The organism is Haloferax sulfurifontis ATCC BAA-897 (genome assembly GCF_000337835.1).
GTDB classification, from domain to species: domain Archaea; phylum Halobacteriota; class Halobacteria; order Halobacteriales; family Haloferacaceae; genus Haloferax; species Haloferax denitrificans.
This window is the reverse complement of the sequence record NZ_AOLM01000028.1, coordinates 16,331-41,870: the sequence shown is the minus strand read 5'-3', so window position 1 is coordinate 41,870 and position 25,540 is coordinate 16,331. Positions and strand designations below refer to the sequence as shown.

Genomic DNA, 25,540 nt, shown 5'->3' with positions numbered 1-25,540 from the left:
GAGCGAACCGGCCCGTCAGTGGCCGACGCCGCCGCGCTCGGCCGCGAGCGTCCCGAGCACCCACGCGCTCACGGCGGGCGTCTCGCGCGCGGCGAACTCGGCGGTCGCGTACTCCGAGACCGCGTTTCGCGCGGACCGAGGGTCGCCGTCCTCGTAGTAGTCGTCGCCGAGGTAGTCGTCCCCGTTGCCCACCATATAGGCGATATCGACCAGCGCGCGCCGCGTCAGGTGCGGGTTCGATTCGTCCGAGCGGGCGGCTTCGAGGGCTTCGAGCGCGCCGAGTTTCGCGTCTCTGACCGCGGCCGCGGACTCGACCGACTCGTACCGGCCTCGCTTGACCGCCGTGACTGCCTCCTCGAACGCGCGGCGGTGCGTCTCGGCGGTGTGCGAGCCCACGAGCGCGGTGGCGAATCGCCCGCTTCGGAGAGCTTCGCGGGCGTCCCGAAGCCCGCTTTCGACTTCGACGAACGTCTCCACCAGCAGGTCTTTGGCCGGCGTGGATTCGAGTTCCTCGGTGTCGAACCCCTCGCCCTCGATGACGGCTTCGAGCCCGCCCTCCTCGGGGTACTCGGCCCGGCGGTCCTCGACGACCGCGCCGAGCGAGGACGCGGTCGACTCGAACGCGTCGGTGAAGTCCACCGGGTCGTGAATCGACGCCAGATAGCGGTCGCGGACGTGGCGCGCGCCGTCGAGCGACGCCCGCGCCGACTCCACCGCGTCGAGCAGTTCGCCGACTCGCGGGGCGCTGTCGGCGTAGCGACCGTACTCGTCGGCGTTGTCGAGACGCCGGGCCGCACCCGCGACGAAGTCCTCGACGGCGTCGTACACGACGAGCGCCCGGTCGGGTTCGTCGCCGAGGTAGCGCGTGCCGAGCCTGAACGACTCGATATCGGCGCGGACCGCCGCGGCCTCGTCGCGCACGTCGGCCTCGGTGAGGTCGCCGACGGCGGCGTCGTAGGTCCCCTTCGCCATCGCCGCGGCCCCGCGGGCGTAGCGCAGTCCCCGAAGCGTCTCGAAGGGCGACTCGTCGGTGTCCGAGGGGGCGAGGGCCTCTGCGGCGTCCGCGTACGCCTCGGCGTAGATTTCCCGGACCGCCTCGTTCGGGACTTCTTCCGGGGACATCGTCTCGGGACAGGAATCGAGGAGTTCGCGGGCGCGAGCGCGGCCCCGTTCGAGGAACGACTCGAAAATCGGGGCCGGGACGCGGGCGGGGAACGCCGGCGACCCGAGTTCCATGACCGCTCGGAGCGTCGCCGGGTCGAGCGTCGGACTATCGGAGTCGGACCCGCTCGAATCGAGCGCGGTACAGCCCGCGAGTCCGGCGACGCCGACCCCGGCGAGCGAGGCGAGCACGTCGCGTCGCGTCCGGGGCATCTCAGGCGTCCTCCGTCTCGGTTCGGAGCGACGGCGGGAGGCGACAACTGCTTCCGCCGCCGTGTCCCCAACTCGATTCGCCTTCCGAGGAGTAGGGCAGTCGCACCAGCGAGGCGACGACGTGGCGGTCCTCGACGGAGCACTCGACCGACGCGGCGCGCAGCGAGCGACAGAAGTCGAGATGGACGACGCTGTCCGGCGGGTGCGTGACGTACAGCAGTTTCACGCGGTGACAGGCGTCCGTCCGGTGCTGGGTGATGACGAGCGTCTGTTCGTCGAAGTCCGTCTGGTCGATGAACGCGCGGGCCTCGTCGACGCCGTCGGGTTCGGCCGCGAACTCGACGTCGGCGCGTTCCTCGTCGGTGGTGACGAGGAAATCGTCGGGATACGACGACTCCGTCTGTTCGTCGTCGCGGGCGGCGTTCCGGAAAATCGCGCTCTCGGCGTCGTTGCGGAGTTGGAGGTGGTCGTAGTCGGTGACGAGTTCGTCCGGGGAGGGACCGGACGGCACGTCCGAACTATAACTGGACCCCTCGCCGGAACACCCGGCGAGCGCGGCGACGAGCGACGCGCCGCCGGCGCGGAGGACCTGTCTGCGAGTCGGCAGGGACATGTGTCGATTTTCCAACCGAACGCCGGCGGTATGGGTGTTCCGATACACCGGGTCGCCGCCGGCCGAACCGCGGGACATTTCCCCGACGGTCGCCTCGTCTCGACCGACAGATGCGCGAGGACGAGTTGGCGACGCGGGTGGTCGAGCACTTCCGGGCGGCCTTCGACGACGTGGAGATTCACCTCGAAGAGCCGTACGACCACTACGGGAACCGCGGCGTCGCCGACGTGTACGTCCGGGTGCGGACGCCCGAGCCGGTGGATTACCTCATCGAACTCAAGGCCGACGCCGCCGTCCGCCACGCCACCGGCGCGAACGAGATACTCCGCCAGTACCGCCGCATGGAGCGCTACTTCTACAAGGACGACGAACACGCCATCCGGACGAAACTCGGCCGCGAGGGGCCGGGCGTCCACGCGCTGTTGCTGTTCGCGCCGACGAGGCGCTGTGTCGAGCACGTCCGCGAACACGCCGCCCTGTACGAGTCGGTCGACCCCGAGGCGACCGTCGAGGGCGTCGAGGCCGTCCGCAAGGTGGCCTTTCTGACGAATCTCGACCGCGCGCCCGAGGGCGAACTCGGCTTCCTTTCTCTCAACGGGCCGCTCGCGTTCGACTCGGTCGCCTTCCGCGAGGCCGTCCCGTCGGGGTCGCGCCTCGCTGACGCCCTCTGGGGCGACGACTAGCGGACACGCTCATACACCCCCCGTTCGTAGGGGCGGGCATGGGAACGATTCGAGAGTCGGTTCGAATCCCGTTGGGGGACCTCCGTCAGCAGGTCGCTGACAGCTTCGGCGTCGCGGCGTCGCTCGTGGAGATACACGGCATCCGGCTCGAAGACGGGGCAATCGAAGTCGAGGCGAGCTACCCCGACGGCGAGGACGTGCCGGTGGTCGAACTGTTCGTCACCGACCCGACCGGGCACACCGAGTCGTACGTCACCGAGTTGAACGGCGCGAAGAACCTCCTCATCGCCGGCGAGGACGTGCTCGTCGAGCTCGTGGACTACGACCCCGAGCGCGGCGAGGTGTTCGTCTCGGTGAAACACCGACAGGACGGCGAGCTGGTGACCGTCCTCGGTTGCGGGGAGAAATGGGTGATTCCGGTCGAGCGCGACGGCGTCGAGGAGTCCATCCGCTGTCGGATACAGACCGCCGTCGGGCCGACCGGCGACGACTCCTGACCGGAGAGCCGCCCACGAGAGCCGTCCCCGAGCGCTACCCCTCGTACTCCACGTAGGAGACGCAGTAGCCCTCGGGCGAAATCTCGCCCGCGACGATGGCGCACGCGCCCACGCCGTCCCCGTTTTTGTCCTCGATGTAGTACCGGCAGGTCGAACACTGCCTGCCCTCGCTCGGCTCCTCTTGATACGAGACGGCCTCCTGCGACGAGAGGCTATCGGGGTTGCGCTGGGTGCCGCCGAGGGACGTGGCGGTCGCGTACTCCGCGGGGACGCCCCCGGTCGACCCCGACGACTGCGTCGTCGTCGCGGTCGCGGTCGTCTCGGCCGCGCCGCCACCGCCGCCGGAACAGCCGGCCAGCCCCGCCATCGCGGCGGTCCCGGTGAGCCAGATGAACCGTCTCCGGGTGCGTCCCGCGTCGGTCTCGGCGGTCTCGCCGGCGTCCCGACCGCGCGTCGGTCGGTCCGGTCGGTCGGTCGCGTCACGGCGTGGCGTCCGCTCGTCATCTGCCATGCCAGTCTCTGACGCGCGGCGTCGGGAAAACCGAGCCAGCCGTTTCTCGCGTGGCAAGAATTGCGGACGCGTTGATGGTGTCACGCCACTAAGTAACACGGATGCGCGAATCGGGCCGCGAGAGAGCGAAAATCGGGAAGTGAGAGGTGACGAGCCCCGTGAACCTCACTCGTCCGGGCGAATCCGTGCGAGTCGCATCGCGTTGCCCGTCACGCCCATGGTCATCCCGGCGTCGCCCGCGAGGACCGCGAGCGCGACCGAGACGTAGCCGAAGGGCACGCCGACCGCGAGGACGGCCTTGATTGCGAGCGACGCCCAGATGTTCTGCCGGATGACGCCGTTGGCCCGGTGGGAGAGTTCGTAGAGGTACGGGAGCTTCGAGAGGTCGTCGGCCATGAGGGCGATATCGGCCGTTTCGAGGGCGGTGTCGGTGCCGGCCGCGCCCATGGCGACGCCGACGGTGGCGGTGGCGAGCGCCGGGGCGTCGTTGATGCCGTCGCCGACCATGGCGACCGAGCCGTACTCGTCGAGCAGTCCCTCGACGGCGGCGACCTTGTCCTCCGGGAGGAGGCCCGCGCGGACGTCGTCGACGCCGACCTGCTCGGCGATGGCGCGGGCGGTCCCCTCGTTGTCGCCGGTGAGCATGACGACCGAGAGGCCGGCCTCCCGGAGCTTCGCGACCGTCTCGCGGGCGTCGGGGCGGACCTCGTCGGCGACGGCGACGAGGCCTTCGAGGTCGTCTTCGGTGCCGACGACGACGACCGTCTTGCCCTCGGACTGGAGGCGCGGAATCGTGTCCTCGACGAGGTTGAGACAGCCGTGGCGGTCACAGAGCTCTCGGACGTCCGCCGAAAGCTCCTCGCCGGGGCCGGTGACGTGGACGTGTTCGAGGTCGAAGCCGAGCTCCTCGAAGAAGCCGGGCTTGCCGGCGAAGTGCGGGACGCCGTCGAGGTCGGCGCGGACGCCCTTGCCGGTGACGCTCTCGAAGTCGTCGACCTCGCGGCCGGCGACGCCCGTCCCCTCGGCGTGGGAGACGATGGCCTCGCCGATGGGGTGTTCGCTCCGGGATTCGAGGCCGCGGGCGCACCGGAGCACGTCCTCTTCGGAGTTGCCGTTGAGCGGAACCACGTCGGTGACGGTGAGTTCGCCTTTCGTGAGCGTGCCCGTCTTGTCCACGGCGATGGCCTCGACCGAGCCCATCGCTTCGAGGTGCGTGCCGCCCTTGATGAGCACGCCGTTTTTCGCGGCCGACGTGATGCCCGAGACGACCGAGACGGGCGTCGAGATGACGAAGGCGCAGGGGCAGGCGAGCACGAGCATCGTGATGCCGTAGACGAACCACGTCACCCAGTCGAGGCCGAACGCGAGTGGCGGTATCGCCGCGACCGCGACCGCGACGACGACCATGACGGGGGTGTAGTACGACGAGAAGCGCTCGACGAACTGCTCGCGTTCGGTCTTGTTGGACTGAGCGTCCTCGACCATCGAGACGATGCGCGAGAGGGTGTCGTCGCCCGCGGCGGACTCGACGCGGACTTCGAGGTAGCCAGCCTCGTTGACGGTGCCCGCGAACACCTCGTCGCCCGCGGTCTTGTCGACCGGGACGGACTCGCCGGTGATGGGGGCCTGATTGACCGCGCTGTCGCCCGTGACCACCGTCCCGTCGACGGGTATCTTCTCGCCGGGCTTGACGGCGACCACGTCGCCGATTTCGAGTTCTTCGACGGGAACGACCGTCTCGACGCCGTCGCGGAGGACCGTCGCCTCGTCGGGCGAGAGGTCCATCAGTTCGCGGAGGGAGTCGCGCGTGCGGTCCATCGAGTAGCGTTCGAGGAGTTCGGAGACGCTGAAGAGGAACGCGAGCGTCGCCGCCTCGAAGTAGAGGCTCGTCGGCCCGGAGATGAGGCTCGCGGCCACGGCGCTGAGAATCGCCGCCGACATGAGGAAGTCGATGTCGAGACTGCGGTTCTTCGCCGAGTAGTAGCCGTTGCGGAGGATGGCCTGCCCGCCGACCGCGGCCCCGAGGACGTACAGCAGTTCGGCGACCGTGAACGAGACGCCGAGAACGCTGGCGACGACGAGTTCCAGCCCGAGCAGGTACTCGGCGGCGATGCCCGCCGCGAGGAAGCCGCCGCTCACCCACGTTTTGACCGCGCGCGTACTGCGCCAGACGCTCTCGCGGTCCGCGTCGGAACCGCCGTGAGAGTGACCGTGACCCTCGTTGCCGTCGTCGGCGTCGGTCCTGGTGACCTCGTAGCCGGCGGATTCGACGGCCGAGACGACCGAATCGAGGTCCGCGTCGGCCGCGAGCGTGACGAGCGCAGTCCCGGTCGTCGGGCGCGTCTCGTACGACAGCACGCCCGGCGCGCCCCGGAGCGCGTTCTCGACCTTCCCGGCGCAGGAGGCGCAGTCCATGTCCGGGACGGAAAGCGACACCTCGCGCGTCGAGGGGCCGCCTTCGACGGCGTAGCCCGCGCCCTCGATGTTTCCCCGGATGTCATCGGTCGTGGTCCGGTCGGGGTCGTAGTCGACGACGAGCCGGCCGGTCGTCACCCGCGGGTCGACGTCGCCGATGCCGTCGAGTTTCCGGACGCTCGTTTCGACCTTGCTCGCACAGGAGGCGCAGTCCATCTCCGGGACGCCGAACTCCGCGCGGGCCGAACCGTCGGACCCGCCGATGGGGTCGCCGGTGCCCGTCTCGCCGGGCGCTCCCGACGCCGACGCGGACTCGACCTCGCAGGCGTCGCCGCACCCGCATTCGTCGCCCTCCTGCGAGTCCGTGGACGCGTCCGCACCCTCATCGAGGTCGGAGTCGGGGTCGCGCCCGTCGTGTTCGCTCATACTCGGCAGTAGCCGGTGACGGATTAATAATCCACCTGTTAGAAACGGGGGGTTTGATATTGTAAATTCACAAATTGGAGGCGATTAGTTATTAATCAGAGGAACGGCGGGGACGCGGTCGGCAGCGAGATGAGCCACAGGCTGAGAATCGTGTACAGAATCATCACCGCGACGAAGGGGAACTGACTCCGGACGGCCTGCAGTCTGCTGGGGAAGGTCCGGTAGGCCTGCGAGTGCGCCACCCACACCGCGAGCAGGTGGCCGAGGAGGACGAACCCGACGTTCAGACCGCCGAACCACGCGGGGAGCGTGAGCACGACCGGGTTCGCCGGCGACGACAGCGGCGACGACAGCGCGTGGACGAGCATCGGCGACAGCGAGACGAAGAAGCCGAAGTAGTGCGCGAGGTGGTAGCCGGCGGCGATGGCGAGAAGCGGGGGGGCGAATTTGACCGCGAGGTCGAGCGGCGTCTCGAAGGTGTCGATGCGGCTGGCGGTCACCCGCGCCGCGAGGACGTAGAGTCCCAGGAAGACCCCGAAGCCGCCGAGGTAGAGCAGGCCGTAGACGAAAAGCGGCGGGAGACCGACACCCGCCAGCGACCGGACGGCCGCCGCGCCCTGCTCGGTCGTGACGAAGCCGCTGAAGGTGAGTTCCCAGACGAGGACGACCGCGACGGCCACGTCGCCGAGGTCCGTCAGGTCGTCGTCGGTGACGAGTCGCATCCCCGGCAGGCGGAACGAGAGGCCGTCGCCGTCGAGGCGAACCGGCGCGACCCGGCCGTAGAAGTGCAGGAAGACGGAGACGGGGTCGACGTTGTCGAACCACGCGTCCGCGCCGACGACGACCGCGCCGACGAGGGTGACGACCGAGTAGACCACGAGCGCCGTCGCGAGGACCGACGGCCGAGTCGTGACGGCGGTCGCGGTCTCGACCCAGACGAGCGTGAGAATCCCCACGACTGCCGGCCAGCGGCCGAGCCGCTCGGGGTACGAGACGAAGCCGTTCGGAACCGCCGAGACGACGGTTCGCCACGGGTTCAGCGCGCGCCACGTGTCGGCGACGAGGTACGAGAGCATCGTGTAGCCGGCGCGGAGTCCGGCGAAGACGACGATGACGGCGAAGCTGACGGTCGGAATCTGCGGGCCGGCGTAGCCCAGGTAGACCGCAAGCGCGAGGACCGCGAGGCCGAGGACGCCGCCCGCGACCCGGAGCGCGCGCAGGACGCCGTCGGAGACGCCCGCTTCGGGGCCGGTCTGCCACAGGTGGACGCGCTCGATGAACCGGCGGTCGGTGACGAAACTGGCGAGGAGCGCGGACGCACCGACGGTCGCGCCGCCGGTGGCGAGATAGAGCCACCGCGGGACAGCGAGGTTGTCCTGCGACGCGCCCGCGAGGCCGACCGCGGCGTTGCTCGCGGCCGCCGGGTCGGCGAGGAGCGACAGCAGACTCGCCACGAGGAGGCCGAGACCGAATCGCCTGAGAGTGGTGGGTCGGAGTCGGGTCATGATGCGAAGACGATAAACAGCATGAGGAATCCGAAGTACAGCAGGACGAGGACGCCGAGCGCCCGGATTCGGAACGACTTGAGTTCGCCTTCCTCCTCGTAGTACGCCTCTCGATACGCCTCGACCTCCGCGGCGTCGAGGTCGTCGGGGTGTCTCGCGCCCCGATGGAGGACCAGCAGTCGCTCGGTCGGATACGCCTCGCCGCACGCTGTGCAGGTGTGGCGGTCGCGCGTCGCGTCTGTGTCCGTGGTCATCCGATAGTCACTCGAAGTTCGGAGGGGTTGGCTTCTGAACGTTTCCATCGCGGGCGTCCGCGTCGGGCGGTGAGGGTCGAAAACATCGAAGCGCCGTCTCAGACCTCGAACCGCATCGGCTCGAACGTCATGAACGCCGTCTCGTAGCCGTCGTGGCGGGCGACCTGCGGCGGCACGTCCACCGAGAGCGTCAGCGCGTCGCCGGATTCGACGCCCTCGACGCCCGCGCCGTAGTGGTAGCTGAGGTCGGGGTCGAGCGTCCGGGCGAGTCGCGCGCCGTCGAGGACCGTCGTTCCGTCGCGGTCGAGCGTGGCTCTGACGCCCATCATCGGCAGGACGAACTCGTTGTGCGGCGTCCGCGCCGAGACGTAGAGGTACGCGCCGTCGACGCCGAACCGGGAGCCGTCGTCGACGACGAAGGCGTCGAACAGGGCGTCCGCGCTCGTCTGCCGGCCGATGTGGCGACCGGGGAGGTCGGCGACTGCGGGCGCTTTCCCGGTCGGGACGCCCATCATCTCCATCGCGGGGACCGCGCCGCGCGACCCGGCCTCGTCGCCGAGGCGCCGCAGTTCCACGTCGTAGAGGTCGTCGGTCTCGAACGCGAACTCGAACGTCGCCGTCTCGGCCGACTCGAACCGCCCGGCGAACGAGCCGGTCCGGGAAAGCGAGGTGCCGCCGACGTGGACGCGGGCCTCGTAGTCGCCCTCGCCGTCGAGGACGTAGTTCGAGCCGTAGTGCATCCCCATCTGCTGGGAGAGCATCGGGTAGGCGACCTCCTCGCTCACGAGGTCGCCGTCGCGGAGAATCTCGATTGAGACGCCGGCATCCAGCGGGAGGACGGTCCCCGTCTCGGCGTCCCACAGCGACGCCATGAGGTGAATCGAGTCGTCGGCCTCGACGACGGTCTTCTGAAGCTCCGAACCGGCGGCCGTCCAGAAGCGGTGGGGATACGAGTAGGTGAGCGCGACGCCGTACGGTCCGGCAGTCGTCTCCCCGTACATCTTCATCCCCTCGGTGATGGCGGGCAGATAGACCGCGGCCGGCCGGTCTTCGACGAGCGGCGGGTCGCGCCACGCCGACTGTCGTTCGAACCCGCCGAGACACCCCGCGGTCGCCGCGAGGGTTCCGATTCCGAGCGTCTTGATTGCGTCTCGTCGTTTCATGGTATCTCGGACCTCGTCGGCCCGTGTGGCGTGCCGCCGCGCGGAACCCGCGAGACGGTGATTGGCTCCGCTAGCGGCCCGGTGCCAATGTCGGTTGCGCTTCCCGCTCGGCTTTCGAGGGGCGTGTCGTCGTTATCAACTGCCGGTTCGCCGCATCACGTTTATATCTCCGCTCGCACTCCGTTCGAACGATGAACGACTCGCCGCTCGACGGTCTCGACGCCCGCGCCATCGCGCTGGCGTACCTCGGCTTCGGGACCGCCGGCATCCTCGGCGGCGAGTTACTGCTGTCGACCGTGTTGGGTTCGACCCCGACTCCCGCGGCCAAGGTCGTCGGCGGGCTGTCCTTCGTCGCCGTCTCCACCGCGTTCGTCTGGGCGCTCGTCGCCCGGAAGGACCGCCGAATCGAACGCCAACAGGCGTCAGTTCGGTCGTCGCTGGAGCACCTTCGAACCGTGGTCGCCGCGTCGCCGGTGCCGATTACCGCGGTCACGCCCGAGGGGCGCGTAACGAGGTGGAACGACGCCGCCACGGAGACGTTCGGCTGGGAACGCGAGGAGGTGCTCGGCGAGCTAATCCCCTACGGCGCGAGCGAAGGCGGTGAGAACAGCGAAAGCGTCGAGGAGATTATCCGGCGGACCATCGCCGAAGACGGCCTCTCGAACGTCGCGGTCGAGCGACGACGCGCGAACGGCGACCACGGAGAGTTCCGCCTCTCGACGGCGGTCATCCGCGACGCCGACGGCGAGGTTTCCGAAATCGTCGGCGTCTTGGTCGACGTGACGGCACAACAGCGCCGGGAGCGGCGACTCCGCGAGTTCGAGCAGGCCGTCGAGCAGGCGGGCCACGCGATTTACCTCACCACGCCGGACGGAGAGATTACGTACGTCAACCCGGCGTTCGAGGAGACGACCGGCTACGACGCCGCGGAGGTCATCGGCGAACCGGCGTCGATACTCAGTTCGGGCGAGATGCCCGAGACGTACTACGAGCGGCTGTGGCGGGCCGTCCAGTCCGGCGAGACGTGGCAGGAGCGAATCATCGACCGACGGAAGGGCGGCGAGCTCTACACCGCGATACAGACTATCGCGCCCATCGAGAGCAACGGCGACATCGACGGCTACGTCGCCATCCAGTCCGACGTCACCGAGTCGGAGCTGACCAGACAGCGGCTCGGCGTCCTCAACCGGATGTTCCGGCACAACCTCCGAAACCGGATGAACGTCATCGAGGGCTACGCGGAGCTGATTCGCCAGAACGAGGCCGCGGTCGCCGACGAGGAACTCGCCGATGCCGCCGAGGCCATCGTCGAGGCGGCGGGCGACCTCGCGTCGCTCTCCGAGAAGGCACAGACGGTCTCGGACGCCCTCGAATCCGAGGGGTCGCCGCGGCGCGTCTCGACGCTCGTCGAGGACGCCGTGTCGAGAGCCGAATCGGCGTATCCGGAGGCGACGATGCGGACGGACATCGAGACGGGGCTCCGCGAGCGAGTCGACAGCCGCGTCGGCGCGGCGCTCGACGAGCTAATCGCGAACGCGCTCAAACACGGGGGCGAGACCGTTCACATCGACGTGTGTCGAGCCGAAGACGACGACTCCAAACTCATCGTGCGAGTCGCCGACGACGGGCCGGGCATCCCCGACGAGGAGTGGCGAGTTATCAAGCGCGGCGAGGAGACGCCGCTCGAACACGGGACCGGGATGGGCCTGTGGCTGGTCCACTGGGTCGTCAAGAAAGCGGGCGGGAGCATGGAGTTGGAACCGTCTTCCCTCGGGGGGACGGCCGTGATGCTGAAGCTTCCGGTCGGGTCGGAGCGGCCGCGGGCGTGGTTCCCGAACGACGATTGACCACCGCCGGTATTGCGATGTCAGAACAATCCCAACGTCGAACTCCGAGCGGTGACGCCCGTCGAGCGGAGTGGCCGCGTCAGGCGTCGAGGAGTTCGACGAGGTTCCCCTCGGGGTCGCGGACGAACGCGATTCGCGTGCCGCTTTCGGTCGTCTGCGGTTCGCTGAGCGTCTCGGCGTCCGACGGGAGTTCGGCGACCGCGGCGTCGACGTCGTCCACCGAGAGTCCGAGGTGGGTCGCGCCGGGACGGTTGAGCGTCGGTTCGTCGGCGTCGGTGCCGACCGGGTCGTACTCGACGAGTTCGACGCGCACGTCGCCGCCGTCGAGGTGGGCGAACCGCGCCGACGCGCCGTCGACGGAGACGGCGGTGGCGAACTCCTCGCCGCCGACTTCGAAGCGGGAGACGACCGGCAGGTCGAGCGCGTCGCGGTAGAACGCGAGCGTCGAATCGAGGTCTGAAACGGTGATGCCGACGTGGTGGGCGTTGGTGTTCACGGTTCGTCTGCGCGCGCAGAGCCTCAAAGGCGCTTCGCTCGGAACGCGGGACGCGGGGCGGCGGCGTCGACGGAACGTCCGATTCCGCGCCGCCGCCGGAGACCGTATCGCATATACCCGCTCGGCCGCCCACGTAGGTATACGATGGAACCGAGAGGTGCGCGACGCGAGGTGGTGCGACCGTGAGCGAACCGTTCGTCGAATCGCTCCCCGGACGGGCGGTCCCCAAGTCGTTCGTCGCCGAGCTCGAAACGAAAGAGGCGATTCAGCAGGCCGTCGCCGTCCGCGGTTACAACCTCGAACGCGACGGCGAGACGGTGCAACACGCCTACCAACTGGTCGTGAACGTCCGCGGGAAGTACATCCTCGGACTTCACCTCACGAACGGCACGTGGCGCGTCGTCTTCGACACCCGCGAGCACCCGAAACTCGCACAGGAAGGCCCGCGGGCGGCCTACGAGGCCGTCCACGACGCGCTCTACGAGCGCGCGCCCTCCGACGCGGAGATAGACTTCGAGTCGACGCCGCGGTTCTGGAACGCCTCGCAATAGGGGCACAGGCGGCTCTTTCGGCCGGTTCGACGGTCCCAACTCCGTGAGCGGCGCGTGTGAAACGCGCGTGCGCGCCGCCGCGGCCGACGACCCGCCCGCACCCCACACCACCGTGTCCGCAGAAACCCGAGGCGTGACGGTTCGAACCGGCGTGTCACGCGGGCGGGAGAGTCTGATTCGGGGTATCGAGCGCCAACGGACCGATTCGCCACCGACCGCATCCCCCGGTGGTACGCAGATGGGATGGAATGGCTTAAATCCAGAATTCGGGCGTTAGGAGCGTCCTAACCCCTCGAATAGACCGGTAAGCCACTGCGAAATTAAATATATCCGGAACATACGGAAGGCCAACAGGAGCCGGAACATGTGGCCGCTCGCGGTCCCGTGCAGGTGGGCACGAGGTGGGTCTGAGGCCGGTCCTGGGTAGAACAATGGATATCAAGAAATTCCTTAGCGAATCACGCGCAGTCTCGCCGGTCATCGGCGTCATCCTCATGGTCGCGATTACCGTCATCCTCGCGGCCGTCATCGGCACCTTCGTCCTCGGTCTCGGCGACCAAGTCGGCGACACCGCCCCGCAGGCGAGTTTCAGCTTCGACTACGACGGTGCACAGGAAATCACAATCACGCACGAAAGCGGTGACTCCATCGCCAGCGACCAACTGAGCGTCGTCATCCCGTCGGACTTATCGACGCCAGTCATCTCGAAGAATGATGGCTCCGACGACAACATGAACGCCGGTGAGACCATCGTTGTCGAACTCGACACCGGTGAAACCCTCGACGACGGCGACGAAGTGCGCCTCGTCTGGACCTCCGAGTCCGGCTCGAACTCCGCGACCCTGCAGACGTACACGCGCTGAAGGTCCGCGGCGACACAGCCAACCGAACCTCGATTTTTCCGGACGTTCCCCCGAGAGCGACAGCGCGCTCCGATGGTGGTACGGAACACGCATGAGACGTGAAACACCTTCTCAGTACTAGTTTATAGCTTCGGAGAACGTCAGACTATCTGTTAGGTTAGAACGCAGGCGTTGGAGGACCGATTCGAATTTTTCTCAACGGTCGCCTCTCGTCCGGCACACCTAGGAGAAACACAACTATGCAAATCAAGACAATGTTCACGGAGTCCCGCGCAGTCTCGCCGGTCATCGGCGTCATCCTCATGGTCGCCATCACCGTCATCCTCGCGGCCGTCATCGGCACCTTCGTCCTCGGTCTCGGCGACCAAGTCGGCGACACCGCTCCGCAGGTGAGCTTCGCGTTCGCCCACAACAGTAGCAATGGGGATCTCGTCATCACCCACGAGAGCGGCGCTTCAATCGACCCGGCTCGCGTGACCATCGCAGGACCGATCGATGAAGACGGAGACGCCTGGAACGAAATCGATACGACTGCGACTGAGATATCGGCAGGGAGCTCGGTTACCGTTGGAGCGACAGGTGACTCGTTCGAATCTGGTGAAACCGTCCGCGTCGTCTGGACCTCCGAATCCGGCTCCAACTCCGCGACCCTCCAGCGGTGGACCTACAACGCCTAAGCCGGATGGCAGAATCGGCAACGAACTCTATCAACCCCGGCCCGGAGCACTGATTTCTTTCGGAACCACGCTACAGAGGAGATCCGCATCTCCCATCAGTATTGTATTTTTAGCACAAACTTATTCGTCCGCGGTACGTACGTTCGGATAGAACTCCCATGTCCGAACCAGAGCCGACAGCCGTCGTCGCCTCCCTCCGCGAGCACCGCGAGGACGTCGTCGACCTCGCGTCGAGGCTCGTCGGCCACGACACGCAGAACCCGCCGGGAGACACGCGGGAACTCGCGTCGTGGGTCGAATCGTTCTTTTCGGAGCTCGGCATCGAGACCGAGCGCGTCGCCTCGGCCCCGACGAAGCCGAATCTCGTGGCGACGCTCCCCGGTGCGACAGACCGGACGCTCGTCCTGCTGGGGCACCTCGATACGGTCCCGTTCGAGGCTGGCGAGTGGACGCGCGACCCGCTCGGCGAGCGGGAGGGCGACCGGCTCTACGGGCGCGGCGCGACCGACATGAAAGGGGCAGTCGCCGCGATGCTCGCGGTGGCGAAGGCGTACGTCGAAACCGACACGGTGCCGGCGACGACCCTCGTGTTCGCGTTCGTGAGCGACGAGGAAGTCGCCGGGAGCGCGGGGATGCCGACGCTTCTCGACCGGCGCGGGCTCGACGCGGACGCCTGCGTCATCGGCGAGACGACCTGCGAGAGCGACCGCCACTCGGTGACCGTCGCCGACCGGGGGAGCATCTGGCTGGAACTCGAAGCGACGGGGACCGCCGCCCACGGCTCCCGGCCGATGCTCGGCGAGAACGCGATTCACCGACTCTACCGCGCCGTGAGCGACATCGAATCGACGCTCGCCGACGTCCGGTTCGACCTCGACCCCGCGGTGCGGGCGCTCGTCGACGAGTCCGTCGAGTACTACGCGCCGCGGTTCGGCGCGGACGCGGCGCGAGAGCTGTTCGAGCGGCCGTCGGCCAATCTGGGCGTCCTCTCGGGCGGCGACCGGGTGAACGTCGTTCCCGCCGCGGCGCGGGCGAACCTCGATATTCGCGTGACGGCGGGCGTCGAGACGGCGGCGGTGCTCGACGCCGTTCGGGACGTGGTCGCCGGTCACGACGGCGTCGAGATTTCGGACGCCGACTGGTCGGTCGGGACGTTCGAAGACCCCGATGGGCCGCTGGCGAACGCCGTGGTCTCGGTCGCCGAGAGCGTCACCGGCGGGCGCGTCTACCGCCGGAGCGCGACCGGCGGCGGCGACGCGAAACGGATGCGGAACGCCGGCGTTCCGACCGTCGAGTTCGGACTCGGGACCGAGACGGCCCACGCGGCCGACGAGTTCACCACGGTCGACGCGCTCGTCGGCAACGCCGAGGTGTACGCCCGCCTGCCCGACGAGCTATTGCGGCAATTCGATAGTGGTACCGGAACGTTTGATTCGACGGACGCGACACCAGCAGACACGACTCCTTCGCGGTGGGACCGACGAGAAGATAACTCCACAAACACCTGATAATTCACCATGACACCCGACGAACTCCGAACGACGATTCCGGCCCTCGACGACGTCACGTATCTCAACACCGGCGCGCACGGCCCGAGTCCGCGCCCCATCGTGGAGCGCGCGACCGAGTTCCTCGAATACCACGAGTACGAGTCGCCGGGCGACGACGGTCCCTACCCGGCCGCGTTCGACGCCTACGAGGCCGTCCGCGAGGACGTGGCCGCGTTCATCGGTGCCGAGACCGAAGAGGTGGCGCTGACCCAGAGCACCACCGACGGCATCAACCGCATCGCCACCGCACTCGACTGGGAGCCGGGCGACGTGGTCGTCCGGACCGACCTCGAACACCCGGCGGGCATCCTCCCGTGGCGACGACTCGAACGCGAGGGCGTCGAGGTCCGCGTCGTCGAGAGCGAGGCGGGGCGGCTCGATATGGACCAGTACGCCGAGGCCGTCGCCGACGCCAAACTCGTCTGTTTCAGCGCTCTGACGTGGAACTACGGGACGCGACTCCCCGTGGCCGAACTCGCCGATATCGCCCGCGACGCCGGCGCGCTGTCGGTGGTCGACGCGGTCCAGTCGTTCGGCCAGTACCCCGTCGACGTGGAGGACTGGGGGGCAGACATCGTCGCCGGCGCGGGTCACAAATGGCTACTCGGACCGTGGGGCGCGGGCTTCCTCTACGTCCGACGCGAGGTCGCAGAAGACATCGAACCCCACGCCGTCGGCTACCGCGGCGTCACGGAGCCGAACGCCGACGGCCTCGACTTCGCGCCGGGGGCCAAGCGCTTCGAGGTCGGGACCACCAATCCCGCGCCGCACGTCGCGCTCAGGGAGGCTATCGATATCGCCGAGCGCCTCGGCCTCGACCGGACCGAAGAACACGTTCGCGACCTCGCGAGCCAGTTTATCGAAACCGTCCCCGAGGGCAGGCTGTTGAGTCCGCACGACCCCGAATCGGGGCTCGTCTCGTTCGAAGTCTCCGACCCGGAGGGAACGGTCGAACGCCTCAAGTCGGCGGGAGTGGTCGTCCGGACGCTTCCCGAGCCGACGGCGGTCCGCGCGTCGTTCCACAACTTCAACGACGAGTCAGACGTGGCGGCGCTTCGCGACGGACTCGACGGGGAGTGGTAGGTTCAGCGCAGTATCTGCCACGGCGGTAAACGTTCATATCCACCGACGCGGAAGCCCTGGGCATGCATCCCACGGCACGCAAGTTCGCCGACCAAATACGCGATTCTCACGGCTTCGAAGCGACCATCGAGGAGTTCCCCGAGGGAACCAAGACGGCCGATGACGCGGCGGCGGCTGTCGGCTGTGACGTCGCCCAAATCGTCAAGAGCATCGTGATGCGCGTGGGCGACGAGACGGTCGTCGTCCTCACGAGCGGTGCGAACCGCGTCGACGAAGGCTCGCTCGGCTCCGAGTTCGGCGTCGAACAGGGCTCGGTTCGAAGCGCCAACCCCGACGAAGTGAAAGAGGCGACCGGCTGGAGCATCGGCGGCGTACCGCCGACCTGCCACGCGACGGACTGTCCCGTCCTCGCGGACCCGACGTTCGAGTCGTTCGACCGGATTTGGGCCGCCGCGGGGACGCCCGAGGCGGTGTTCCGGCTCACGCCGGACGACCTACGAGCGCTCTCCGAACCGCGGTTCATCGACGTGTTCGAGTGAGACAAGAGCGGCATGCGGCATCCAGCCGTACTTCCGAGACAGGAGCGGTATCAAGGCCGACACCCGGCACGTTCCACCACCGACCGCGACGAGCACAACACCACTATGTCCGCTGTTCTTCACCGTCGGAACGGAGTTCGCATCGCCGGAGAGAAACGGTGAAACTGCCGCAGAACTACTGCGAGACGACCGGAGCGCCGCGGCTGGTGCGTCGAGTAAGATAAACTCTCCTTTCGGAGAAAATGATTACTGGATGTGGCCTTCGCGCCGAAGCTGGTCCGCGTCCTCGCCGGTGTAACGCCATTCGATGTTGGCTTTCTCGTCCTGCCAGTCCCACGGTTCGACGAGCACGACGTCGCCCTCGTTAATCCACGTGCGGTACTTCATGCGGCCGGGGATGCGGCCCATTCGGTTCTTTCCGTCTTCACAGCGGATTCGGACGTGGTTGCCACCGTTGTGCTCTGTGACGACTGCGAACAGCTCGTTGTCGTTGGGCATTCGAAGGTTTCGACGCCCTTGATTTTCACTCACAGTCTTGCTCGGGGACGGAGACGGATAACTTATCGGATACTCGTGATACCAAATGTCACGGCGTTGAAACTGGGAGACTGTAGTTTCGAACACCACGTTGTCCGCTGTTTTTCGACAGATTGGCCGGTAGCAGGGAGAGTGGTTCATGGGTACAACCCACACGGGTCGTCCGAGTTCCGTTGGAGGTCTCGTTCGTGGCGAATCATGTTAGCGGAGAGCCATGTGAGGGTAGTCATGTTAGAGGTCGGGCATCGCTGGGTCGTCGCTGAGAGCGAGGGCGGGTGCGACGAGAGTCTCGATGGTTCCCCTACAACACCACTTTGTCCGCAGTTATTCGACGTCTCATCTCCTGAGAAGGCGCTTTCACCGATTCACAGAGTTTCGCAGAGTCACGGAGAACAGATTCCGTCGGGAGTCGAAGGCGAGCGAAGAAGTCGATCGACTCGACCGGACGAGACTAACCGCGCGGTTGTGTGACGGCCCGTGTCAACGAGCGGTCGAGAAGCGTTCGGTGAGTGTTGACACAGACACCATGTTGTCCGCTGTTCTCGGCGAGTGTGAACGAGGGGACGAGACGGCGTGAGACGAGGAACACTCACACCACTTTGTCCGCTGTTCTCGGTGAGGGGCGGTACCCCCCATCGTCGTGAGTCGGTTCTCTACCGTCGGGTTCCGACCAGTCGGGTTAGTTTATAGCTCTGAAGCCGTGAACGAAAAGAGCGGTCCGCAGACAGCCCCCATACAACTATAATAATTGCCCGTATTACGGACTTAGTTTAAATTATAGTATAATAAATCTTTCTCTAATTAAAAACAAGCGGAAGCGTCCAGTTGAACCACTTGTCACCCTCGTCTCCCAGAACAGCGGACAAAGTGGAGGGGGTGTGTCTCCGCCAATCTATATAAAGGACGAGAACAGCGGACACTGCGGACGCGGTGGTTTTATCAATGAAGTGGTCGAACCGTGGTTGTATGCCCCTATTCGAGCGGGACACCGAGATTTATCGGGACAGGGACGCCCTCCGGGAGGACTACCAGCCCGAGGAACTCGTGGGGCGTGACGAAGAACTCCGCACGTTTCAGGCCGCACTCCAGCCGGTCATCAACGGCGAACAGCCCAACAACATCTTCCTCTACGGGAAGACCGGCGTCGGCAAGACCGCCGCGTCGCGGTACCTACTCGGTCACCTCCGCGAGGACGCGAGCCACTACGACGACATCCACCTCACCGTCGTCTTTCTGAACTGCGACGGACTCACGAGCTCGTATCAGATCGCCACTCGACTCGTCAACGAGTTCCGGTCGGAGTCGAACCAGATCAGCACGACGGGCTACCCGCTCGGCTCCGTCTACGAGATGCTCTGGCAGGAACTCGACGACTGCGGCGGGACGATAATCATCGTCCTCGACGAAATCGACCACGTCAACGACGACAGCATCCTCTATCAACTCCCGCGAGCGCGGGCTAACGGGAACCTCGACGCGGCGAAGGTCGGCCTCATCGGTATCTCCAACGACTTCTCGTTCCGCGACGACCTCTCGCCGAAGGTCAAAAGCTCCCTGTGCGAACAGGAGATTCACTTCCCCGCGTACAACGCGAAGAACCTCCGCGCCATCCTCGAACAGCGCGCCAGAGTGGCGTTCCGCGAGGGCGTGCTCGCCGACGAGGTGATTCCGCTCTGTGCCGCCTACGGCGCGAAAGACGCCGGTGACGCCCGCCAGTCCATCGACCTGTTGATGAAAGCCGGCGACTTGGCCCGCGACGACGACACCGACCGCATCGAGGAAGAACACGTCAAGCGCGGTCGGCGCGCCCTCGAACGCGGCCGCATCAAAGAGGGCATCAACGGTCTGACCGAACACGGCCATCTCGTCCTCTACTCGCTTTTGACGCTCGAACTGGAAGACGAGACGCCGATTCGCTCCCGCGACGTTCGCCCCCGCTACACCCGCTTTACCGAACTCGCCAACCGCGACCCGCTCGTCCCGCGACGGATGCGCGACCACCTCAGCGAACTCGCGATGCTCGGCATCGTCTCGGTCACCGAGCGAAACGAGGGCCGTCGCGGCGGAACGTACCGCGAGTACGCCCTCGATATGGACGTCGGGCTCATCGTCTCGGCCATGCGCGATACCATCGAACTCGTGGGCGTCCACGAGACGGTCGAACCCTTCCTCGACGGAGAGAAGACGAGCACGCTCGACGACTTCATCGAGCAGTAGGCGACATCGACTGCGATTACTGCGGACATCGTGGTGTCGGTTTCGCGTCCGGTCGCCGGAGCGGTGCTCTCCTGCGCGTTACGGACTGACAAAACGGTTCTCCCCCGCGTTGTGACACTGCCTGTTCCGCGCGGAACTGACTACTAATTGAGTAACTCTCGTAACGCGCGTCTCGAAACGAGCGTTCGTCGGACGCGCCGAGTTCTCTTTGAGACCAGTTTCCGACCGCTTTGAACACCACCATGTCCGCGGTAATCGGCTATTTTCGCCGCTTACTAGAACAGCGGACATTGTGGTGTACCAATCCGTCCACGACGTCCTATCTCAGCGATAGCGCCTCTATTCGTGGCTTCTATCGGGATAACAGCGGACATGCTGGTGTTCGGCGTCGCGCCTTTCGACGCGCGTAATCTGCCCGTGAAATCGCGTTTGCGACAACAGCGGACGCGACGGTGTTCGACTGTCGTTCGTCTCAGCTCCGAACTCACTCGTCACCGACTGTCCCGATACTCGGTCGGAGCCTCCCGTCTGGAACACCACGTTGTCCGCTGTTCTTCGGGTGTTCGAACAGCTACTCGGCTTTCCTTCCTCGCGCTCTTCGCGCGCGGAATCGTTGCCCCGAACCGTTCCCCGTTTACCCGTCTCGCTCGCTGGGCCGCCGCGCGTCACTCGTCGCGGGTTTCGAGGACGGCGTCGGCGATTTCCTCGGGGTACTCGGCGGCGACGCGGACGAGTGCGTCGTGGAACTCGCGGCCGGTCAGGTCGCGCACGTCGTGTTCCCGGCGGAGGAGCGACTCGACTTCGAACTCGGCGTCGTCCAGTCGGTCGAGCGTCGCGGTTCGGACGTAGATGCTCTTTGCGGTCGTCGCCTCGAACTCGAACGCCGGGCCGCCCTCCGCTTTCGTCGCTTGTTTCGTCTCGTCGGCGACTGCGCTCTCTTCTCCCGTGTCCGACTCGGCCGCTTCCTTGGCCTCGTCGAGTTTCTCGCTTTCGCCTAGTTCGTCGCTTTCGTCTGGCTCTTCGCCTTCGTCACTTTCGCCGTCACCCTGCTTCTCGTCGCCGCCATCCGATTCCTCGCTCGCGCCTTCCGACTCGGATTCGTCCGCGGTCTCAGACTCGACCACCGGTTCGGCATCTGACGTCTCGGGCGCGTCGGACGCGGTTTCGTCCGGAATCTCCTCGTCGTCGGACTCTGACTCAGATTCCATCGCCTCGCCGAGGCCGGCGAATCGGTTCTCCTTAGGCATCGTTCGTCCCTCCGCGCTCGACGATTTCCGCGAGCTGGTCGAGTCGGTCCAACATGTCGTTCGACGGGTCGTACTCCCGGAGCGTCTTCCCGTCGCGCCAGGCGCGACTGAACGCGATTCGGTGTCTGATTCCCGGTCCCTTCGAGTCGGGGTCGTCGAACAGGTCCGAGTGGGCGAACGGCGGGATGAACCGCTCGAAGGGGGAGTCTTCGAGGTCGCGGATGATGCGTTTTTCCTCGTTGTTCCCCGTGAGGTCGTTCGGGACGATGGCGAGGATGTCGAGGTCGACCTCGCGGCGAATCGGCCCGATCTGCTGTTCGAACATCCGCTCGAAGCCGCTCACGCTCGGTTCGCTCATGAGGAGCGGGACGACGACGTTCCCGGTCCCGATGAGCGCCGCGTCGGACAGCGGGCCGAGGCTCGGTGGCGAGTCGATGACGATGTAGTCGTAGTCGTCGCCGAGAAGCGGGTCGACGATTCGGCGGCGGACCCAGAGCACGCCGAACGTCGAGTTCCGAACGCGGTCTTCGATGTCGTCGAGGTCGACGTGCGAGGGAAGCACGTCGAAGCTCTCGCGGTCGCGTATCACCTCGTGTACGTCGATGGGGTCGTCGTCGGTCAGCACGTCGCCGATGTTCGGCTCCGACGACTCGTAGGCGTCTTTCAGTCCGACGCCCTCGGTCGCGTTCCCCTGCTGGTCGAGGTCGACCAACAGCACGTCGTTGCCCCGCGCGGCGAGCGCGTCCGCGAGGTTGATGGCAATCGTCGTCTTTCCAACCCCTCCCTTCTGGAGGGAGACGCTCACGGCTCGCGACACTTATCGGCCCCCCGTCGAGGAGCGATTTCCACAAATTGTACACAGTGTACGCTGTGTCTGCTGTCTGAGCGGTGCAAACTCCGTTTGAATTGCGAGCTGTGCGGACATTTGAGGGCTCGAACTGACCTTCCGCGGCGTGCCACATAATTTTATCCACGACTTTTGAACCGTTAGGACTGCTTCTACATTCTATACATTCTATAATTTTCAAAATTTCTAAAAATTGTAAAACCGCCTATTCACGCCCAGTGACTCGTCTCCGTTCCGACCTGAACAGTCTCCGCTTCGTTCGACGTGTCCGATTCTCGAACATCGTCAGAACTCTTTGATGTTCTCGCAGTGCACGAATCTCTCGCGGTACAGACCGTCTATAGATTCCACAATTTCTACAATTTGCAGAATGTCTGTGGATTCTAAAACTCGGGAACCGTGCGAACCTCGCGAGCGGTGCACGCCGCGTGGGCGGTTTCGACTGCCTCCGCTGTTCGCGCCGTCTGAACTGCTCTGACTGTCGAGACTGCGTTGACTGTCCGCGCCGCCCTCACAGTCCGTCCGGTTTCCACTGTTCGGACGTCGTCGCCGGCCGGTATCCGATTCGCCCGGCACCGAAGAAAATGGGTATTCAGTGTCGCTCGACCGAGGATACTGCGGACATAGTGGTGTACCTCTCGGCGGTCGCGTCCGACTCAGTTGGCGAGTTTGTCGGCGAACTTCTCGCGGACCTTCTCGACTTTCGGGCTCGCGTGGAACTGGCAGTACGCGTCGTTGGGGTTCTTCTCGAAGTAGTCCTGGTGGTACTCTTCGGCCTCGTAGAACGTCCCCAGCGGGACCAACTCCGTGACGACGTCGTCGTCGTACTCCTCGTCGAGCGCCTCGATGTAGGCCGACGCCTGCCGCTCCTGTTCGTCGTCGTGGAACAGGACGATAGAGCGGTACTGCGTCCCCACGTCCGGCCCCTGTCGGTTGAGTTGCGTCGGGTCGTGGACCGCGAAAAACACGTCGAGCAGTTCGTCGTAGCCGACGACTGCGCGGTCGTACTCGACCTGCACGACTTCGGCGTGGCCGGTGTTCCCCGAACAGACCTGTTCGTAGCTCGGGTTCTCCGTCTCGCCGCCGGCGTAGCCCGACGTGACCTCGCTGATGCCGTCGAGTTCCTTGAACGCGGCCTCGACGCACCAGAAACAGCCGCCGCCGAACGTCGCAGTCTGTGTGCTTCCCATAGCCCCGGTTACGCCGCCGAGGAATTAAGCCCCGCGGCGGGGGCAGTCGCGGCCGGGGCCCGCCCTCGCCGACGACCGCGAACCCAGCGGTGGTTGACGAGCGAGTCCCGGACACGTACGCGAGTTTTCCCGACCAAACTGTACGCGAAGCCAACATTTATCCGCTCTGTCTGTCAGCAATTACCATGGAAGACGTATTCGTCGCGAGGCTCATGTCCACGAACCTCCACACGGTCACCCCAGACACGCTCGTCGAAGACGCGGCGCAGTTGATTCTCGACAACAACATCAGTTCGGTCATCGTCGTCGACGAGGACAACCGGCTCGAAGGCATCCTGACGACGACCGACTTCGTCGACATCGTCGCCAAGAGCCAGCCGAAAGCGCAGACGACCGTCGAGCGGTACATGACCACCGACGTGATTACCGCGGGCGCACAGGACTCCATTCTCTCCGTCGCGGAGTCGATGACCGAACACGGCTTTCACCACATGCCCGTCGTCGACGAGGAGGAAGGCGTCATCGGGATGATAGCCACGTCGGACCTCGCCGCGTACCTCTCGCAGACCGGACAGTTGGCGCGGTCGTAACGCAGTCTCTTCTGCCTGACTCCGCGCTACTCCACCTGCTCGGAGAGGCTCTCGACGATGCTCGCCAGCCGCGGGTCCGTCGCGTGGCCGTGGTGGACCGCGAGGGGCGAGACACTCACCTCGCCGTCGACCATCGCGCGGCGGTCGCTCCCGACCGGATAGCGGTCGCGGTGTTCGTCGTCGAGCGGGAACGGGTTCTCGAAGCCGACGGCGTCCGGCCACGAGATGTCCTGCAGTCGGACGTAGACTTCGCCGTCGTCGAGGTCGTGTTCGCGGTCGCCGTCCGGGAGCGCGGCGGCGTCGGCGTGGTGGTCGACCTGCTGGTCGTAGTCCGCGAAGGGTCGGGTCACGCGCATCCGGGGGCTCGGCACGTCTGCCGGGGCGTTGACGTTCAGGAGGTCGACCTCGTCGAACACGTCGGTGCCGAAGACGCGCTCGGTCAGGGCGCGGGCGACTCGCGCCGGGCGGGAGAAGTCGTACTCCTCGGGCGGGTGGCAGAAGAAGTCCCGCGCGTGGTAGCTGGAGACGGCGATGGCCGGCGTCCCGAGGAACGCGGCCTCGACGCCCGCGCCGACGGTGCCCGACCGGCCGACGACGTAGTTGCCCGCGTTCGGGCCGTCGTTGATACCGGAGACGACGATATCGAAGTCCGCGTCGAGGCCGCGAAGGCCGTAGGCGACGCAGTCCGCGGGGGTGCCTTCGAGGGCGTACCCCCACGGGTGGTCGCGGCGGACCGCGCGTTCGTTTCTGGCGCGGCCGACCCCGCTTTGGTTCTCGGCGGGCGCGACGACGGTCACGTCGCCGACGGCGCTGAGTTCCTCGCGCATGGCGGCGATGCCGGGCGCGTCGATGCCGTCGTCGTTGGTGAGGAGGATTCGAAGCGGAGACGGGGAGTCGGTCATCGGGTCGTGAATTTCCGCCGGTCGCCGTAGCTATTCCGGATTCTGAGCCGACGGCGTCGCCGACTCCCGTCCCGCCGTCGCAAACGGGTCGTACTCCACGTCGTCGATGGTCGCCCGCCAGTACGGCAGGTCGCCCGTCGGGAGGGTCCACGCCACTTCGGCCGCCGCGGGGACCCGAATCCCGTTCACTTCGCGGTAGTCGCGGAACCGTCCCGTCCACGGACGCCGCTCGTACTCGCCGTGCCCCGTCTCGCGCCACCGGTCCGCGGTGACCCGCGCTATCTCGTCGATCTCGTCGAAGTGGAACACGACGGTCGCGGTCGACCCGCCGTGGGAGAGCGTCGCGCGGGCCGAACGGTCGTCTCTCGGCTCCCAGCTGACGCCGTGGCCGGGGAGAAACGCGGTCGGAAACCAGACCATCTCGGCGAGGTATCGGGAGAGTTCGCCCTCGTCCAACTCGGGCGACCGCGGGGCGTCCGCGACGGTGACCACCGAGAAGAGCGTCGCTTCGAGCGTCCCCGCGCCACCGACGAACGCGTCGGCGACTCGAACCGACAGGAACGGCACGAGGTCGATTCGGGCGTCCCAGACGAACCCCGGCGGGTCGACCGTGTAGTGCTGGGTCGCCGTCATCGGCTTCCACGGCGAGTCCGCGTCGCCGAGTCTGAACTCGCCCGTCTGACGGAGCCGAACCGACCGAACGAGCGGAGGTTTGTCGGGAAGCACGCGTTCGAGATACCGCCGGACTGGGGCGGGAAGGTCGGTGGTATCCGGTGTGTCAGCCCCCGTCCCGGCGACGTCCGAGGCCGATTCGGCGCGCTCCCGCCGGAGCGTATCCAGCAGTCGGGCGGCCGTGTCGTCGGTCAGGACCCGGACTGCGGCGAGGAGAACGCCGACGGCGAGTGCGCCGCCGGCAACCGCGATGCCGAGTCGTCCGAGCGTTCGATTCCGTTCCATACCGGC

At 66.5% G+C, this 25,540-nt stretch carries 25 protein-coding genes; 11 read left to right on the top strand and 14 right to left on the bottom strand.

Annotated features, from left to right (window positions below):
* Nucleotides 1–15 precede the first annotated feature (15 nt).
* Nucleotides 16–1,374, bottom strand: a complete 1,359-nt coding sequence (locus tag C441_RS17220) for a hypothetical protein (protein ID WP_007276238.1) — start codon at nucleotides 1,372–1,374, stop codon at nucleotides 16–18.
* 1 nt (nucleotide 1,375) lies between these two features.
* Nucleotides 1,376–1,987, bottom strand: a complete 612-nt coding sequence (locus C441_RS17215) for a hypothetical protein (RefSeq protein ID WP_049920676.1) — start codon at nucleotides 1,985–1,987, stop codon at nucleotides 1,376–1,378.
* Between the two features lie 110 nt (nucleotides 1,988–2,097).
* On the opposite strand from C441_RS17215, the gene C441_RS17210 reads away from it, so the two are divergent.
* Together C441_RS17210 and C441_RS17205 are read left to right on the top strand one after the other, a co-directional pair.
* Nucleotides 2,098–2,670, top strand: a complete 573-nt coding sequence (locus C441_RS17210; protein ID WP_007276236.1) for a hypothetical protein — start codon at nucleotides 2,098–2,100, stop codon at nucleotides 2,668–2,670.
* A gap of 38 nt (nucleotides 2,671–2,708) precedes the next feature.
* On the top strand, nucleotides 2,709–3,167 hold the full coding sequence (locus C441_RS17205; protein ID WP_007276235.1) for a hypothetical protein: 459 nt from the start codon (nucleotides 2,709–2,711) through the stop codon (nucleotides 3,165–3,167).
* Nucleotides 3,168–3,201: 34 nt separating this feature from the next.
* Here C441_RS17205 and C441_RS17200 read toward each other — a convergent pair whose 3' ends face one another.
* The 5 genes from C441_RS17200 to C441_RS17180 all read right to left on the bottom strand — a co-directional run bounded on the left by C441_RS17200 (nucleotide 3,202) and on the right by C441_RS17180 (nucleotide 9,441).
* A complete protein-coding gene (locus C441_RS17200) occupies nucleotides 3,202–3,678 on the bottom strand; it encodes a high-potential iron-sulfur protein (RefSeq protein ID WP_007276234.1) in 477 nt (158 codons plus the stop codon).
* Between the two features lie 165 nt (nucleotides 3,679–3,843).
* The gene (locus C441_RS17195) at nucleotides 3,844–6,519 is read right to left on the bottom strand and encodes a heavy metal translocating P-type ATPase (protein WP_007276233.1); all 2,676 of its coding nucleotides are present in this window, start codon (nucleotides 6,517–6,519) and stop codon (nucleotides 3,844–3,846) included.
* A gap of 95 nt (nucleotides 6,520–6,614) precedes the next feature.
* Complete coding sequence (locus C441_RS17190) at nucleotides 6,615–8,024, bottom strand: hypothetical protein (protein WP_007276232.1); 1,410 nt, start codon at nucleotides 8,022–8,024, stop codon at nucleotides 6,615–6,617.
* The gene (locus tag C441_RS17185) at nucleotides 8,021–8,278 is read right to left on the bottom strand and encodes a hypothetical protein (RefSeq protein WP_049920693.1); all 258 of its coding nucleotides are present in this window, start codon (nucleotides 8,276–8,278) and stop codon (nucleotides 8,021–8,023) included. The genes C441_RS17190 and C441_RS17185 overlap by 4 nt, the downstream gene beginning before the upstream one ends.
* Before the next feature lie 98 nt (nucleotides 8,279–8,376).
* The gene (locus C441_RS17180) at nucleotides 8,377–9,441 is read right to left on the bottom strand and encodes a DUF7350 domain-containing protein (RefSeq protein WP_007276230.1); all 1,065 of its coding nucleotides are present in this window, start codon (nucleotides 9,439–9,441) and stop codon (nucleotides 8,377–8,379) included.
* Nucleotides 9,442–9,632: 191 nt separating this feature from the next.
* Between C441_RS17180 and C441_RS17175 the strand changes: the two genes are divergently transcribed.
* A complete protein-coding gene (locus tag C441_RS17175; protein WP_007276229.1) occupies nucleotides 9,633–11,288 on the top strand; it encodes a PAS domain-containing sensor histidine kinase in 1,656 nt (551 codons plus the stop codon).
* 79 nt (nucleotides 11,289–11,367) lie between these two features.
* Here C441_RS17175 and C441_RS17170 read toward each other — a convergent pair whose 3' ends face one another.
* Nucleotides 11,368–11,784 carry a VOC family protein gene (locus C441_RS17170; RefSeq protein WP_007276228.1) on the bottom strand — a complete coding sequence of 139 codons (417 nt, stop codon included), beginning with the start codon at nucleotides 11,782–11,784 and terminating at the stop codon, nucleotides 11,368–11,370.
* A 182-nt stretch (nucleotides 11,785–11,966) separates the two neighbouring features.
* On the opposite strand from C441_RS17170, the gene C441_RS17165 reads away from it, so the two are divergent.
* From C441_RS17165 to C441_RS17140, 6 genes are all read left to right on the top strand, one after another.
* Nucleotides 11,967–12,335 carry a hypothetical protein gene (locus tag C441_RS17165; protein WP_007276227.1) on the top strand — a complete coding sequence of 123 codons (369 nt, stop codon included), beginning with the start codon at nucleotides 11,967–11,969 and terminating at the stop codon, nucleotides 12,333–12,335.
* Between the two features lie 431 nt (nucleotides 12,336–12,766).
* On the top strand, nucleotides 12,767–13,198 hold the full coding sequence (locus C441_RS17160; RefSeq protein ID WP_007276226.1) for a type IV pilin: 432 nt from the start codon (nucleotides 12,767–12,769) through the stop codon (nucleotides 13,196–13,198).
* Between the two features lie 239 nt (nucleotides 13,199–13,437).
* Nucleotides 13,438–13,875, top strand: a complete 438-nt coding sequence (locus tag C441_RS17155; protein WP_007276225.1) for a type IV pilin — start codon at nucleotides 13,438–13,440, stop codon at nucleotides 13,873–13,875.
* 158 nt (nucleotides 13,876–14,033) lie between these two features.
* Complete coding sequence (locus tag C441_RS17150; protein WP_007276224.1) at nucleotides 14,034–15,383, top strand: M20 family metallopeptidase; 1,350 nt, start codon at nucleotides 14,034–14,036, stop codon at nucleotides 15,381–15,383.
* A gap of 9 nt (nucleotides 15,384–15,392) precedes the next feature.
* Nucleotides 15,393–16,508 (top strand): aminotransferase class V-fold PLP-dependent enzyme, encoded by a 1,116-nt coding sequence (locus C441_RS17145; protein ID WP_007276223.1) that lies wholly within the window; start codon nucleotides 15,393–15,395, stop codon nucleotides 16,506–16,508.
* A gap of 62 nt (nucleotides 16,509–16,570) precedes the next feature.
* The gene (locus C441_RS17140; protein ID WP_007276222.1) at nucleotides 16,571–17,047 is read left to right on the top strand and encodes a YbaK/EbsC family protein; all 477 of its coding nucleotides are present in this window, start codon (nucleotides 16,571–16,573) and stop codon (nucleotides 17,045–17,047) included.
* A gap of 246 nt (nucleotides 17,048–17,293) precedes the next feature.
* On the opposite strand, the gene eif1A is transcribed toward C441_RS17140, so the two are convergent.
* On the bottom strand, nucleotides 17,294–17,578 hold the full coding sequence (gene eif1A, locus C441_RS17135; RefSeq protein ID WP_013035036.1) for a translation initiation factor eIF-1A: 285 nt from the start codon (nucleotides 17,576–17,578) through the stop codon (nucleotides 17,294–17,296).
* 972 nt (nucleotides 17,579–18,550) lie between these two features.
* Between eif1A and C441_RS17130 the strand changes: the two genes are divergently transcribed.
* Nucleotides 18,551–19,801, top strand: a complete 1,251-nt coding sequence (locus tag C441_RS17130) for an orc1/cdc6 family replication initiation protein (protein WP_007276221.1) — start codon at nucleotides 18,551–18,553, stop codon at nucleotides 19,799–19,801.
* A 665-nt stretch (nucleotides 19,802–20,466) separates the two neighbouring features.
* Here C441_RS17130 and C441_RS17125 read toward each other — a convergent pair.
* The 3 genes from C441_RS17125 to msrA all read right to left on the bottom strand — a co-directional run bounded on the left by C441_RS17125 (nucleotide 20,467) and on the right by msrA (nucleotide 23,085).
* Nucleotides 20,467–21,048: a hypothetical protein gene (locus C441_RS17125; protein ID WP_007276220.1), complete on the bottom strand. Its 582-nt coding sequence runs from the start codon at nucleotides 21,046–21,048 to the stop codon at nucleotides 20,467–20,469.
* Entirely contained in the window at nucleotides 21,041–21,865 is an 825-nt protein-coding gene (locus C441_RS17120) for a ParA family protein (RefSeq protein ID WP_007276219.1), read from the bottom strand. Before C441_RS17120 ends, C441_RS17125 begins: the two co-directional genes overlap by 8 nt.
* A gap of 686 nt (nucleotides 21,866–22,551) precedes the next feature.
* On the bottom strand, nucleotides 22,552–23,085 hold the full coding sequence (gene msrA, locus C441_RS17115; protein WP_007276218.1) for a peptide-methionine (S)-S-oxide reductase MsrA: 534 nt from the start codon (nucleotides 23,083–23,085) through the stop codon (nucleotides 22,552–22,554).
* A 185-nt stretch (nucleotides 23,086–23,270) separates the two neighbouring features.
* Here msrA and C441_RS17110 point away from each other — a divergent pair, with 185 nt between their 5' ends.
* Nucleotides 23,271–23,675: a CBS domain-containing protein gene (locus C441_RS17110; RefSeq protein ID WP_004967766.1), complete on the top strand. Its 405-nt coding sequence runs from the start codon at nucleotides 23,271–23,273 to the stop codon at nucleotides 23,673–23,675.
* A 26-nt stretch (nucleotides 23,676–23,701) separates the two neighbouring features.
* Here C441_RS17110 and surE read toward each other — a convergent pair whose 3' ends face one another.
* Nucleotides 23,702–24,577 carry a 5'/3'-nucleotidase SurE gene (gene surE / locus C441_RS17105; protein WP_007276217.1) on the bottom strand — a complete coding sequence of 292 codons (876 nt, stop codon included), beginning with the start codon at nucleotides 24,575–24,577 and terminating at the stop codon, nucleotides 23,702–23,704.
* A gap of 30 nt (nucleotides 24,578–24,607) precedes the next feature.
* A complete protein-coding gene (locus tag C441_RS17100; protein ID WP_007276216.1) occupies nucleotides 24,608–25,534 on the bottom strand; it encodes a DUF6920 family protein in 927 nt (308 codons plus the stop codon).
* Nucleotides 25,535–25,540: the final 6 nt, after the last annotated feature.